Annotated in this window: 13 protein-coding genes and 2 tRNA genes; 12 read left to right on the top strand and 3 right to left on the bottom strand. The window is 64.0% G+C overall.

Annotated elements, in window-relative coordinates:
- Positions 1 to 64: 64 nt before the first annotated feature.
- The 8 genes from CHX26_RS08190 to CHX26_RS08155 all read left to right on the top strand — a co-directional run bounded on the left by CHX26_RS08190 (position 65) and on the right by CHX26_RS08155 (position 7,997).
- Entirely contained in the window at positions 65 to 2,185 is a 2,121-nt protein-coding gene (locus CHX26_RS08190; RefSeq protein ID WP_172449746.1) for a TonB-dependent receptor plug domain-containing protein, read from the top strand.
- Positions 2,186 to 2,237: 52 nt separating this feature from the next.
- Positions 2,238 to 3,134, top strand: a complete 897-nt coding sequence (locus CHX26_RS08185; RefSeq protein ID WP_172449745.1) for an HpcH/HpaI aldolase/citrate lyase family protein — start codon at positions 2,238 to 2,240, stop codon at positions 3,132 to 3,134.
- A gap of 71 nt (positions 3,135 to 3,205) precedes the next feature.
- Complete coding sequence (locus tag CHX26_RS08180) at positions 3,206 to 3,619, top strand: holin family protein (protein ID WP_104941940.1); 414 nt, start codon at positions 3,206 to 3,208, stop codon at positions 3,617 to 3,619.
- A 72-nt stretch (positions 3,620 to 3,691) separates the two neighbouring features.
- Positions 3,692 to 3,994 carry an antibiotic biosynthesis monooxygenase family protein gene (locus tag CHX26_RS08175; protein WP_104941939.1) on the top strand — a complete coding sequence of 101 codons (303 nt, stop codon included), beginning with the start codon at positions 3,692 to 3,694 and terminating at the stop codon, positions 3,992 to 3,994.
- 43 nt (positions 3,995 to 4,037) lie between these two features.
- A complete protein-coding gene (locus tag CHX26_RS08170) occupies positions 4,038 to 4,478 on the top strand; it encodes a type II 3-dehydroquinate dehydratase (RefSeq protein WP_104941938.1) in 441 nt (146 codons plus the stop codon).
- A 107-nt stretch (positions 4,479 to 4,585) separates the two neighbouring features.
- Positions 4,586 to 5,101, top strand: a complete 516-nt coding sequence (accB, locus tag CHX26_RS08165) for an acetyl-CoA carboxylase biotin carboxyl carrier protein (RefSeq protein WP_104941937.1) — start codon at positions 4,586 to 4,588, stop codon at positions 5,099 to 5,101.
- Between the two features lie 4 nt (positions 5,102 to 5,105).
- Positions 5,106 to 6,455: an acetyl-CoA carboxylase biotin carboxylase subunit gene (gene accC / locus CHX26_RS08160; protein WP_104941936.1), complete on the top strand. Its 1,350-nt coding sequence runs from the start codon at positions 5,106 to 5,108 to the stop codon at positions 6,453 to 6,455.
- A gap of 231 nt (positions 6,456 to 6,686) precedes the next feature.
- Positions 6,687 to 7,997: an NAD(P)/FAD-dependent oxidoreductase gene (locus CHX26_RS08155; protein ID WP_104941935.1), complete on the top strand. Its 1,311-nt coding sequence runs from the start codon at positions 6,687 to 6,689 to the stop codon at positions 7,995 to 7,997.
- 122 nt (positions 7,998 to 8,119) lie between these two features.
- Here CHX26_RS08155 and CHX26_RS08150 read toward each other — a convergent pair whose 3' ends face one another.
- Both CHX26_RS08150 and CHX26_RS08145 read right to left on the bottom strand, forming a co-directional pair.
- Entirely contained in the window at positions 8,120 to 8,506 is a 387-nt protein-coding gene (locus CHX26_RS08150) for a hypothetical protein (protein WP_104941934.1), read from the bottom strand.
- Positions 8,507 to 8,638: 132 nt separating this feature from the next.
- The gene (locus tag CHX26_RS08145; RefSeq protein WP_104941933.1) at positions 8,639 to 9,100 is read right to left on the bottom strand and encodes an Lrp/AsnC family transcriptional regulator; all 462 of its coding nucleotides are present in this window, start codon (positions 9,098 to 9,100) and stop codon (positions 8,639 to 8,641) included.
- Between the two features lie 272 nt (positions 9,101 to 9,372).
- Between CHX26_RS08145 and CHX26_RS08140 the strand changes: the two genes are divergently transcribed.
- From CHX26_RS08140 to CHX26_RS08125, 4 genes are all read left to right on the top strand, one after another.
- Positions 9,373 to 11,124 carry a histidine kinase dimerization/phospho-acceptor domain-containing protein gene (locus tag CHX26_RS08140; RefSeq protein ID WP_104941932.1) on the top strand — a complete coding sequence of 584 codons (1,752 nt, stop codon included), beginning with the start codon at positions 9,373 to 9,375 and terminating at the stop codon, positions 11,122 to 11,124.
- A 19-nt stretch (positions 11,125 to 11,143) separates the two neighbouring features.
- A complete protein-coding gene (locus tag CHX26_RS08135; RefSeq protein WP_104941931.1) occupies positions 11,144 to 12,145 on the top strand; it encodes a polysaccharide deacetylase family protein in 1,002 nt (333 codons plus the stop codon).
- 79 nt (positions 12,146 to 12,224) lie between these two features.
- A tRNA-Ile gene (locus CHX26_RS08130) sits at positions 12,225 to 12,297 on the top strand.
- Positions 12,298 to 12,333: 36 nt separating this feature from the next.
- Positions 12,334 to 12,410 (top strand) — tRNA-Pro (locus CHX26_RS08125).
- Between the two features lie 123 nt (positions 12,411 to 12,533).
- Here CHX26_RS08125 and CHX26_RS08120 read toward each other — a convergent pair.
- On the bottom strand, positions 12,534 to 13,238 hold the full coding sequence (locus tag CHX26_RS08120) for a VIT1/CCC1 transporter family protein (protein WP_104941930.1): 705 nt from the start codon (positions 13,236 to 13,238) through the stop codon (positions 12,534 to 12,536).
- Between the last annotated feature and the right edge of the window lie 179 nt (positions 13,239 to 13,417).

Below are 13,417 nucleotides of genomic sequence, written 5' to 3'. Positions count from 1 at the left end.
ATTGGGCGATGGGAAGCGCGATTGCCTATCGACAATGCCTTGCAAGTGCAGGCAAAGGCGCTCCATGGTTCGCCTGTCCGCATCCTCGACCGCGCTGCTGGTCCCGCCTCTGCTTGCGCTAAGCATGGGTTGCTGGGCGGCAGGTGCCGCCGCGCAGGACAGCATCGCCACGCCCGACGGTACCGGATCGGAACGCAGCGCCGCGGTGCAGGCCGCAACCACCCGCAGCACATTCACGCCTGAAGATTTTGCGCGCTTTGCGCCGCGCAATGCGCTGGACATGGCGCAGCAGGTTCCAGGCTTTGCCATCAGGCAGGGCGACAATGCGCGCGGGCTGGGACAGGCCGATACCAATGTGTTGATCAACGGACGGCGCATCTCGGGCAAATCCAATGGCCCGGTGCAGGCCCTGCGGCGCATCCCGGTGGGCGATGTGATGCGGCTCGAACTGGTTGACGGGGCCAGCCTCGATATCGGCGGACTGACCGGGCAGGTGCTCAACGTCGTCACCCGATCAAGCGGACAGGTCGGCGGGCAATTCCGCTATTCGCCCGAATTCCGCAGCTTCGGCACACCCGCCCGCCTGCTGAACGGGCAGGTCGCGCTGGCTGGCGGCGGGACGAAGAACGAATGGACGCTGGCCCTGCGCAATGATTCCAACCGGCGCGGCAATGAAGGGCCGGAGCAGGTCTTCGACGGCACGGGCGCATTGGTCGCAGAGCGTGACGAACAGGCCAATTTCAACTCTGACCGTCTCAGCCTGTCGGGCTCCTTCACACGCTCGGCTGACAACGGCAATGTGCTCAACCTGACCGGCGAGACTCAGGGCTTCTTCTTCCGCGAGACGGAGGTTTCGCGTCAGAATGCCCCCGGCGCGCCGGTCGAACGGCAGCGCGACCTCAGCCGGTCGGAGGACGAATTCAATTTCGAACTCGGCGCGGATTATCAATTCGCGCTCGGGCCGGGGCGGCTCAAGCTGATTGCCTATCATCGCTACGAAGACAGCCCCTTCACCAATGCGGTGGTGACAACTTTTGCCGATGGCACCGCGCCCCAAGGCTCGCTGTTCGTGCAGGATGCTGACGAGGCGGAAACCATCCTGCGGTCGGAATACACCTTCGGAGCCGTCGGCGGGAACATCGTCGCGGCAGTGGAAGGCGTTCGCAATTTCCTCGAGATCAATTCCTCCCTCGCCGTGCGGGACGGTGCCGGGGTGCTGCAACCGGTCGAGCTGCCCGGTGCCAGCGACCGGGTCGATGAAGACCGGCTGGATGCCGGGCTCACCTTCAGCCGCGCGCTGGCGAACAACCTGCAATTGCAACTGTCGGGCGGCGCGGAATATTCGCGCATCAGTCAGGCCGGGCCGCAGGGCCTGACCCGCAGTTTCTGGCGCCCGAAGGGGTTTGCCTCGCTCGACTGGAAGGTGAGCCCCGCGCTCAATCTCGCGGGCCGCGTCGAACGGGTCGTCGGCCAGCTCAACTTCTTCGATTTCATCGCCTCGGTCGATCTCGATCAGGATCGCACCGATGTGACCAATGCCAATCTCGTGCCGGAACAAAGCTGGGTTTACGAGCTGGAGGCGAGTTGGCGGCTGGGCGCGCTCGGCAATCTCAACGTCAGCGGCTTCGTCGAGGACTTTACCGATGTCGTCGATCAGATTCCGATTGCAGGCGGTGGGCAGGCACCGGGCAACCTGCCCTCCGCACGGTTCTACGGCATAAGCAGCAACGCCACGCTGCTGTCCGACCGGCTCGGGTGGAAAGGCACCCGGCTTGATCTCGCGCTGGCATGGACTCAAAGCGAGGTGCGCGACCCTCTGCTGGGCAACCTGCGCGAAGTTTCGGGCAATGACCTGCTCGACGTCTCGCTCAACCTCCGGCACGATGTGCCGGGCACCGCATGGGCGTTTGGCGGCGACGGGAACTGGGAGAAAAACGCGCGCGGCGTTCGACTGGACGAGGTCTTTCTGAATCAGCCCAGCTTTGCCTTCCTGTCGGCCTTCGTCGAAAACAAGGATGTCGCCGGCATGACCCTGCGTGCGCGGGTCGGCAACCTGCTGTCGCAACGCGATCGGTTCGAACGCACTGTCTTCACCGACCGCGCAGCGGGCCTCGCCGCCTTCTCCGAACGGCGAGACCGGCGCTTCGGCACGATCTTCAGCTTCGATGTCGAGGGCTCGTTCTGAGGCTTGCAGCACCCGATGCTGCTTCGTAAGCGGGGGGTGAGAGGATCGTATCATGTCCAACCCTGCCCTTCCCAAAATGCGTTCATGGCTGTTTGCCCCCGGCGACAGCGAAAAGAAGATGGGCAAAGCGATTGACGGATCGGCTGATATCGCACTGCTCGATCTGGAGGATTCGGTCGCGCCCGAAAAGAAACCCTCAGCGCGACAGATGGTGGCCGACACGATCGCTGCTTCGGACAACCGCGCCCGGCTCTGGGTGCGGATCAACCCGGTTTCCACCTCTGACTGTATCGCCGATCTTGTCGCGGTGATCCCCGCGCAGCCCGGCGGGGTGTTTCTGCCCAAGGCGGAAGGGGCGGCGGACCTAACCCGCCTGCACCACTATCTGACCGCGCTCGAGGCCGCGAACGGCATCCCGCCGGGGCGCACGCTGATTGCCGCGCTCGTCACCGAGACTGCGGCGGCGATGTTCCGCACCGGCGACTATGCGGGGGACTATCCGGGGCGCGAACGGCTGGTGGCGATGAGCTGGGGGGCAGAGGATCTGTCCTCGGCCTTGGGCGCGCGTGAGCAGCGCGGGCCGGATGGCGAATATTCCCACACCTATGAAATGGCCCGCAGCCTGTGCCTGATCGGCGCTTCGGCAGCAGGGGTAGCGGCGATCGAGACCGTGCAGCCGGAATTCCGCGATCTGGAAGCGCTGGAGACGCGAGCCCGACGCGTGCGCGCGCAGGGGTTCCGCGGAATGCTGGCAATCCACCCCGCGCAGGTTGATCCGATCAACGCGGCCTTCACCCCGAGCGCCGCGGAACTGGCCCATGCCAGAGCGGTGGTGCAGGCCTTTGACGACCACCCTGGTGCAGGCGTGGTGGCACTGGACGGGGCGATGCTCGACCGGCCTCATCTGGCGCTGGCGCAGCGGCTGCTCGCCGAAGCGGGCGATGTATAGGTTAAATCATTTTCCTACTGTAACCGATTTGGTCATTTTCAGCGCGACTCACGCAATCAGGAGCGCGCGCCATGTCCCTCATCGACGCCCTAATCGGCCCCCTCGCCTCGATCATCGACAAGATCATCCCCGACAAGGAAGCCCGCGCCAAGGCGAAGCTCGAACTGATCGCGCTCGAAGGCACCCAGGAAATGAAGATGATTGAGGCGCAGCTTCAGGCGATCGTCGCCGAGGCCAACTCCGCCGACCCCTGGACCAGCCGCGCCCGCCCGAGCTTCCTATACGTGATGTATGTGCTGCTGCTCGCAGCGCTGCCGATGGGGGTGCTGAGCGCCTTCCATCCCGTGGCTGCGAGGGACATTGCGGCGGGGATGAATGCCTATCTGAATGGCCTGCCGGAACCGCTCTATGCGCTGTTCGGCACCGGCTACCTTGGCTACACGGCAGCGCGGCAGTGGGGGAAGGTCAGGGGTGTGGATCGGTAGGCACTTTCCGGGCCAGCATTGCGCCGCTAGCCTGCCTTGGTCCCGCCGACACTGGTCAAGAGAGGCTAACAGATGCCGATTATCCGGCTTTTTTGCGTCCGTATCCACGCTGACTTACGCGAAGAATTCGAGGCAAAATTTGCCGCGATCTCAGTCGATGCCGTGCGCCATGCACGGGGCGCCCTCGCGGTCGAGATATGCAAGCCTTCCCGATGGGACGCAGACGAATATCTTATGATCTCGCGATGGCAGGATGAAAGCTCGGTCAAGGAATTTGCGGGAGAGGACTGGAGTCGCGCCTTCATTCCGCAAGGCATGGAGAAGTTCGTCGCCAGTTGTTCAGTCCACCACTACACGACGTGGGAAGGGGCGTGAGATTCCCTTCCCCGCCCCGCGCCTTCCCGCTAAGCCGCTGCGCATGACCAATCTCGTCTACGTCCTCAACGGCCCCAACCTCAACCTCCTCGGCACGCGCGAGCCGGAGATTTATGGCACCACCACGCTCGATGATATCGCCGGGATGCTGGAGGATCGCGCCCGCGAACTCGGGCTCGCAATCGACATGCGCCAGACCAATCATGAAGGCATGCTGGTCGACTGGCTGCACGAGGCGCAAGGCCAGGGCGCGCGCGCTGTGCTCCTGAATGCGGCGGCCTATACCCACACCTCCATCGCGCTGCTCGATGCGATCAAGGCGATCCGCACGCCGGTGATCGAGGTCCACCTGTCCGATCCCAAGACCCGCGAGGCGTTCCGCCACCTGTCCTATGTCGGCATGGCCGCCGCCATGACGGTCGAGGGGCACGGCGCGGATTCCTACCGCATCGCGCTTGAAGCCGTAGCGTCCGGGCAGGTCTGATCCGTCACCAGACTTTCACAAAATCCAGCCTTTGCCACTTGCCAGCCGCAATTCGCGGCAATAGTCCCTCGCGCTTCACGGGCGTTTCACAAAAACAAGGGACATACATGGCAAACGACGCTGGCCAATCCGGCAAGGCAAATGGACGCAAGTCGGGGGGCATGAACATCGACACCGCGCTGGTGCGCGAGCTTGCCGAGCTGCTCAACGAAACCGGCCTGACCGAGATCGAGGTTGAGGATGACGACCGCAAGATACGCGTGTCGCGCGGGGCCGTGGCTGCAGCCGCGCCCGTCTATGCCGCAGCTCCCGCCCCTGCTGCCGCCGCGCCTGCCCCTGCCGCGGCTCCTGCCCCGGCAGAAGCCGCAGCGCCTGCTGGCCCAGACATGGCCAACGCCGTCAAATCACCGATGGTCGGCACCTGCTACCTCGCGCCCGAACCGGGCGCGGCGAACTTCATCGCGGTCGGCAAACCCGTCAAGGAAGGCGACACGCTGCTGATCGTCGAGGCGATGAAGGTGATGAACCCGATCACCGCGCCCAAATCCGGCACCGTCTCCGCGATCCTGATCGAGAACGCCCAGCCGGTCGAATTCGATCAGCCGCTGGTGGTGATCTCGTAAGATCATGGGTATCAAACGCATCCTGATCGCCAATCGCGGCGAGATCGCGCTGCGCATCCACCGTGCGGCGCATGAGATGGGGATCGAGACGGTCGCGGTGCACTCCACCGCCGATGCCGACGCGATGCATGTGCGGCTCGCTGACCATGCGGTGTGCATCGGCCCGCCGCCTGCGAGCGAGTCCTATCTCAACATCGCCAATATCATCTCGGCCGCCGAAATCGCGCAGTGCGACGCGATCCATCCAGGCTATGGCTTCCTGTCGGAGAACGCCAAGTTCGCCGACATCGTCGAAGCGCATGACATCATCTGGATCGGCCCCAAGCCCGAACATATCCGCACGATGGGCGACAAGATCGAGGCAAAGCGCACCGCGGGCGCGCTCGGCCTGCCGCTGGTCCCCGGCTCGGATGGCGCGGTTTCCGATATCGCCGAAGCCAAGGCGATTGCCGAAGCGGCTGGCTATCCCGTGATCATCAAGGCCGCTTCCGGCGGCGGCGGGCGCGGCATGAAGGTGTGCAACGGGCCGGACCAGCTCGAAACGCTGATCCAGCAGGCCGGCACCGAGGCGAAGGCCGCTTTCGGTGATGCGACCGTCTATATCGAAAAGTACCTCGGCAATCCGCGCCACATCGAATTTCAGGTGTTCGGCGACGGCAATGGCAATGCCATCCACTTGGGCGAGCGTGACTGCTCGCTCCAGCGCCGCCACCAGAAGGTGCTGGAAGAAGCCCCCTCCCCCGTCATCTCCGCCGAGGAGCGGATGCGGATGGGCGAGGTTTGCGCTCAGGCGATGCGCGACATGGGCTATCGCGGCGCGGGAACGATCGAATTCCTGTGGGAGAACGGTGAGTTCTACTTCATCGAGATGAACACCCGACTGCAGGTCGAACACCCGGTCACCGAGCTTATCACCGGGGTGGATCTGGTGCGCGAACAAATCCGCATTGCCGAAGGACGCCCGCTGTCGGTGCAGCAGCACGAGCTCGAATTCCACGGCCACGCCATCGAGTGCCGGATCAACGCTGAAGACCCCTTCAATTTCGCGCCTTCGCCAGGCCTTGTGACCTATTATCATGCAGCGGGCGGCATGCATGTGCGCGTGGATTCAGGGCTTTATGCCGGATACAAGATCCCGCCCTATTACGACAGCATGATCGCCAAGCTGATCGTCTACGGGCGGACGCGCGAAGGCTGCATCATGCGGCTCAGGCGGGCGCTGGAGGAAATGGTGGTCGAAGGGGTGAAGACCAACATCCCGCTGCACCAGGAACTGCTGCGGCAGGACGATGTGCTGAACGGCGACTATTCGATCAAGTGGCTGGAAAAGTGGCTGGAGGAACGCGAGGGCTGATCACTCGTTATCCCCAACCGGTGCAATTATGTTGCACTGCAACAAAAATTTGAGCCCGAAAGCGGGCGGGAGGCTTGGCCCTTCCCGCCCGCTTCGCTATGGCCGCGACAACCTCCCCTTCGAGAACGATCATGGTGCCAATCAGCAGCATGATTTGACGCGATTTTATCTTGCAGCCCGGCTATCACCATACCGGGATTGCGCCGCGTACCAGCGCGAAGGAGTGCCGTTATGAACCGCAAGACCCAGATTGTCGTCGTTGGCGGAGGTGCCGGCGGGCTCGAGTTGGTCCGGCGGCTGGGCGCCAAATATGGCCGCAAGCGGCACGATATCATCCTGGTCGACAAGAACCTCTCTCACATCTGGAAGCCGCTGCTGCATGAGGTCGCGGCCGGATCGCTCGACGCCAATCTCGACGAGGTTGGCTATCGCGGGCATTGCTATCGCTGGGGTTATCGCTTCTTTCAGGGCAGCCTTGAAGGCATCGACCGCGAGGCCAAGACCATCCGCCTTGCTCCTGTGCATGACGAGGACGGCAGCGAGCTGATTGAGGCCCATACCATCCGCTACGATATCCTCGCGCTGGCGATGGGGTCAGTCTCGAATGACTTTGGCGTGCCGGGGGTCGCCGAGCATTGCCTCTACCTCGACAGCCGCGCTCAGGCCGACCGGTTCCGCACGCGGCTCCTGAACCACTGCCTGCGCGTGAGCCGGGCGATGATGAACGACCCCACCGCCAATGAACAGGTGCGCGTTGCCATCGTCGGCGGCGGGGCGACGGGCGTGGAACTGGCGGCGGAGCTTTACAACGCGGCAGGCGCATTGCGGCACTATGGCCTCGAAGTGTTCGACGAGAGTAGGCTGCACGTCACGCTGCTCGAAGCCGGCCCGCGCATCCTCCCCGCCCTCCCCGACAAACTTGCCGATGCGGCGAAGTACGAATTGGGCCAGCTTGGCGTCGAGGTTCGTCCGGGGACACAGGTGATCGAGGCGCGCCCGCGCCAGCTCATCACTAAGTGCGGCGACGTGATCGAGGCCGATCTGATCGTCTGGGCAGCGGGGGTAAAGGGCGCGGAGTTCCTGTCGGAGCTCGGGCTTGAAACCAACAGCCGCAACCAGATCCTTGTGACCGATACGCTCCAGACCACAGTCGATCCGTCAATCTTCGCGCTCGGCGACTGCGCCAGCTACACCCCGCCGGGCGAGGATCGCCCCGTCCCCCCGCGCGCACAGGCCGCGCACCAGATGGCCGGAACCGTGTTCGACAACATTGTGCGGTTGCAGAAGGGCAAGCCGCTCAAGCACTTTGTCTATTACGACAAGGGCTCGTTGGTGTCATTGAGCCGCTTTTCGACCGTGGGCAGCCTGATGGGCAACCTGATCGGCGGGAGCATGGCGATCGAAGGGCGGCTGGCGCGGTTCATCTACACCTCGCTTTACCGGTTGCACCTGATCGGCATTCACGGCTGGGTGAAGGCGACCTTCCTGATGCTGATCGGCCGGGTAAACCGCATCGTGCGGCCCCGGCTCAAGTTGCACTGATCGCGGCTTTTACGGCCCGTCGTGCCTCCCCGCCCAGCCACCATAGCCTGATCGTATCATTGGTAGCCGGGTGGGCAGGCGTGGTGGGCGGCGCATGGGTTCGCATCAGCGAACCCTTGACATCAAAAGTCGATCTTCAGCCGCAATTCAGCGCCCTGCGCGTTCCAGCCACCAACGCTCGGGTTGGTGGCATTGGCTTCGGCGGCCGTCGTTTCGGACAATTGCACCCTTGCGCGCGGGATGGCACTGGCGAAGCCATCATCCTCAGGGCCGACTTTCGGCCCCAGACGCTGCGAGACTTCGCTGGTGTGGCACACCACGATTTCGGGGTTGAAGGGATCGGGCTCATCCGGTTCGCACACGGGCGGCGGTGGTGGCGGAACAAGCTGCAAGAGGTCGATCACGACCCTGTTCCCATGGTGCTGGTCAGGTTCAGGGGCAGTAGCAGCAGCTTCAATCTCGACCACAGCAAGCACAGCTTCGGCAGGAGCAGGAGGCTCATCGATCATCCGCACGCCCCTTTTCCACGGTAGTCAGCCCAAAGCCGCGCCGCCGCAATTGCAGGCCTCAATAGTTTTACCTGAAAACTCATAGCATTAGAAATGGCATGCGGCAAGAAGCCGGTCACCCACCCCACCCACCTACAAGGGAACGCCTGGTTCGTGCTTGGCAGTGCGGATTGTGAGCGAAGTCTTGACGCTTTCCACGTTAGGCGCGGGCGTCAGCTTGCCGGTGAGGAATTCCTGAAAGCTCTGCAGATCCTTGCTGACGATCTTGAGGATGAAGTCGATCTCGCCATTGAGCATGTGACATTCGCGCACTTCGGGCAGCGCGCGCATATGATCCTCGAATTCGCGCAGGGCGCTTTCGGCCTGGCTCTTGAGGCTGACCATCGCAAAGACCGTGATCGCAAAACCGAGTTTCGACGGGTCGAGATCGGCGTGATAGCCGCGGATCACCCCGTCTTCCTCGAGGCCCCGCACCCGGCGCAGGCACGGCGGCGCAGTCAGCCCGACACGCTGGGCAAGTTCGACATTGGTGACGCGGCCTTCCGCCTGCAATTCCGCGAGCAGGCGGCGGTCGATTTCGTCAAGATTGGCCACGTGGCTGAAGCTCCTTCGGCACAGCGCCCTTTACCCGTCGGGAACGCGCGTGCCCTATGATCCCAAAGAAACAAGATGCGCGCCGGATGGCCCGCTTGGCTAATATTATTAGGTCTGCCAGCAATTGTCCCGCTTTGCAACGCGCCTTTCGCGTCAGAGTGTGGCTATTGGTTCATCCTGATAAGACGTTCACGCTGGCACGGGCTATGACAGGACTGCGCGGGGCTTGGCCTGCGTCCGATTCGCCCCCGCGCCCCGCCTGAGGAGACGCCGTGTTTTTCGATGACCGCCTTGCCACAGTGTTGCGCCAGCGCGCCACAGGCGAGGGGGCATTGCGCACGCAGTTCCGGCAATTGCTCGATCTGCTCGGCCGAGAACCTTTGCGTGGCAACAGCAAGGTCGATCAGAGCCTGCTGGCGACGGCATGGCTGCGAATGGACGCGCTGGCCGAAGCAATCCCGGCGCCAGAGCGGGCGCGCATGATCCGCGAGCCCGGCTGGCGCTTCCGCAGCGCCGACCTGGCAGCGCATCTTGCCGATCACGAGCCCGAAGTCGCTGCCGCTGCCTTGGGCCGGGCGGATCTCACCTCTGAAGACTGGACCGCGCTGATCCCGCGCCTGCCGGTGCGTGCGCGCGGTTTTTTGCGACTGCGCCGTGATCTACCTGTCGATGCTGAGGCTTTGCTGGCGCGCCTTGGCGTCCATGATCGCGGGTTGCCTGCCCCGGCTGCGGCGCTGGCAGAAACCATTACAGAGCCGCCCGCCACCAAGCCGGCCGTGCGCCCCTCTGCGCCCATCCCGCTGCGTCCGCAGGCAACTGCGCCCGCCAGGATCCACGACCGGGATGATAATGGACGCACCGAGATTTCCGCTTTGGTCGAGCGCATTGCCCAGTTCCGGCGCGAGCGCGGGGAAAGCCGTGCCGAACTTGAAAGCTCGCCGCGCCTGCCGCTGGGCGAGCTGCCTGAGCGGCCCCCGCGTATCGTTACCGGCTTCGGCTTTGCCGCCGATGCTGGCGGTCGGATCGAATGGGCCACCGCCGAGGTAGCTCCGATGGTCGTCGGTACCCGCCTGTTCGGGGCACAGCTGCCTGATGATGCCAGTGCGCCCGGCGAGCGCAATCTGGAACGCGCGTTCCAGCGTCGCCAGCCTGTGACCCAGACGCCGATCACCCTTTCCGGCGCTGCGGCCATCGCGGGCGGGTGGTTGGTCGATGCCGAGCCGCGTTTCAGCGACGAGGGGCATTTCTCCGGCTATGTCGGGCGTCTGCGCCGCCTGCCCGATCCCCACGCTGCACCCTCTGGTCCCGAGGCTCGCGAGGCCGACCGCATCCGCCAGCTCCTCCATGAATTACGCACCCCGGTGACTGCAGTTCAAGGTTATGCGGAAGTGATCCAGCAGCAGCTTTTCGGCCCTGCTCCGCATGAATATCGCGCGCTCGCGGCAGCGATTGCAGCGGACGCAGCGCGCATCCTTGCCGGGTTCGAGGAGCTCGATCGCCTTGCCCGCCTGGAGACTGGTGCCGTCACCATCCAGCCAGGCGAATGCGATCTTGCTGAACTGGTACGGCGCACGGCGGCGCAGCTTGATCCGGTGCTCGCATCTCAGGAGGCGGGGATCGCCCTCGGCTTTGCGGAATCCACCGCGGTGCTGGTGGCGATCGACCACGATGATGCAGAGGCGCTGGTGTGGCGGCTGCTGGCGAGCCTTGCTGCGGCTTGTTCACCTTCAGAGCGACTGGGGGTTCAGATCGAGCCCTTCATCGGCGGACATCGTGCCTTGGCGCGGCTTACCTGCGACCTGCCCGCGCGACTGGCTGCTGCCGACAATCTGTTCGCCGCTACCGCTGCCCCTGGCGGCAGCGCGATCAATGCCGGGCTGTTCGGTGCCGGCTTTGCCTTGCGGCTGGCCCGTGCAGAGGCGCGCGCAGCCGGGGGCAGCCTTGATCGCGATGGCCATACGCTGGTTCTTTCCCTGCCGCTCTTGACCGGGAGTCAGGCTCTGCCTAGCGCACGGGAGGGATAATCGACATTGTGAGGGGGCAATGACGACGGGATCGATGCGCGATGTGCCTGCGTCAGGCCGCAAGGCCGCCTTTGCGCCGGGGTTTGGCCAACGGGTGCTGCTGACGGTCGACACTGAAGAAGAGTTCGACTGGACCCGCCCTTTCCGCCGCGATGGCTATGGCCTCTCCCACGTCGGGGCGATCCCTCGCTTTCAGTCCTTTTGCGAGGCAATCGGCGCGCATCCGGTCTATCTGGTCGACTGGCCGATCGTGCATGATCCGCGTGCGGTCGAAATCATCGGCGATGCGGTGCGGCGCGGCACGGCGGATGCAGGCGTGCAGCTTCATCCCTGGGTCAACCCGCCCTTCGAGGAGGAGATCAACGTCTACAATTCCTTCGCCGGAAACCTGCCAGCTAAGCTTGAGGAAGCCAAGTTCATGGGCCTTCGCGATGCGATCGAGAAGGCATTCGGCACCCCCCCGTTAATATATCGTGCCGGGCGGTATGGTCTCGGCCCACACACCGGCGATTTGCTGAAACGCGCAGGGATCAGGATCGACACCTCGGTGCGCCCGCTGTTCGATTACAGCCCGCAAGGCGGCCCGGATTACAGCGCCCATCCGCTCGATCCCTATTGGGTCGACGGGGAGATGCGCCTGCTGGAACTGCCGGTGACGAGCGCCTATTGGGGGCCGCTGCGCCGCGCCGGGCCGATGATCCACAAGGTGCAGCGCCATATTCCGACCTTCTTCTCAGGCTTTTCCCGCTTTCGACTGCTTGAACGCATTGCGCTGACGCCAGAGGGCCTGTCGATCGAGGAGGCACTGCGCGGGGTCGGCATCGTGATCGATCGCGGTCTTCCGGTGGTTGTGTTGTCCTTCCACAGTCCCACCCTTGCCCCTGGCCACACCCCCTATGCCCGGACGCAAGTTGATGTTGATGCGCTCTACGAATGGTTCGGCGCTGTCTATTCGGAGTTGGATCGACGCGGGGTGCGCAGTTGCACTGTCACCGACATCATCGCCGCTACCGGCGGATAGGCACCGCTTGCCCGCTTGTCTCAGGAGCGGACGCAGAGTAGAGGCACCCGTCGCCCTGCCTTCCGGTTCCATTTCCAAGGGGCCTGTAGCTCAGCGGTTAGAGCTGGCCGCTCATAACGGCTAGGTCGCGGGTTCGAATCCTGCCGGGCCCACCGGAACGGGCGCGGGAGGGCGGGACAACATGGCGTCGGGGAGTAGCGCAGTCTGGTAGCGCATCTGCTTTGGGAGCAGAGGGTCGCAGGTTCGAATCCTGTCTCCCCGACCATTTTTCCAGCAACACTGTAAAGAGCCGCACTTCCCGCCTCTGGCCGTGAGAAGCGCATGATCAGGTCGCTACTGGCGAGGTGCTGATCTGCCCTCGCCAGAGCGGTTGCTTTGGCAACGCCGTTCAGACACTTATACCGAACAACCGCCCTACCGCCGCTGTAGTTGCCATGGCGAACACACCCCAGCCCACGACCCGCAACGTAGCCGGCACGAGCGGGGCGGCACCTGCTCTGGCCCCTAGCGCGCCCAGAATTGCCAGCGCCAGCAGGGAAACGGTCACAACCGTTTCGACAATCGCCGCTGAAGGCGCCAGCCATGCCGCCAGCAGAGGCACAGCGGCAGCCGCACTGAACGTCACACCAGATGACAGTGCCGCCTGCAGAGGACGCGCGGCAAGATGTTCGGACAGACCCAGCTCATCGCGCACATGGGCAGCCAAGGGATCAAGCGCCGTCAGTTCGCGCGCTACTGCGGCGGCAGTTTCGACACTGAGGCCCCGTTCACGGTAGATCGCAGCCAGTTCTGCTTCCTCGTCAGCAGGGGTGGCTGCCAGCGCCTCGGCTTCGCGGCGGATGTCAGCCCGCTCCGAATCAGCCTGCGAGGAAACCGAGATAAACTCCCCTGCCGCCATCGATATCGCGCCTGCAATCAGCGCGGCAACGCCAGCAATCATGATCGCCCCGGGTTCGGGCATCGCCGCAGCGACACCGATGATCAGCGAGGATACCGAGATGATGCCGTCATTCGCGCCAAGCACTGCCGCGCGCAGCCAGCCGGTGCGATGCACATAATGGGGATCATCGGGATGGGCGCTGGCTGCGGTCATGGCAGTGGGACTCCTTTCGGACAAGCACGCAGAATCTTCGCCGATTGCAGCCTGATTGCAATGTGCTTTCGGGGCTCAGTCCGCCGGCCACTGGTCAATTGCGGCGATCTGCAGGCAGGCGATGGGGATCACCGTTGCACAGCTTGATGTTGCTCAAGTTCTGATAGCCGAACTGCGCT

The sequence above is a fragment of the Porphyrobacter sp. HT-58-2 genome (genome assembly GCF_002952215.1).
GTDB lineage: Bacteria > Pseudomonadota > Alphaproteobacteria > Sphingomonadales > Sphingomonadaceae > Erythrobacter.
Note: the sequence above shows the minus strand (reverse complement) of the source record. Positions and strands in the feature narration are given on the sequence as shown.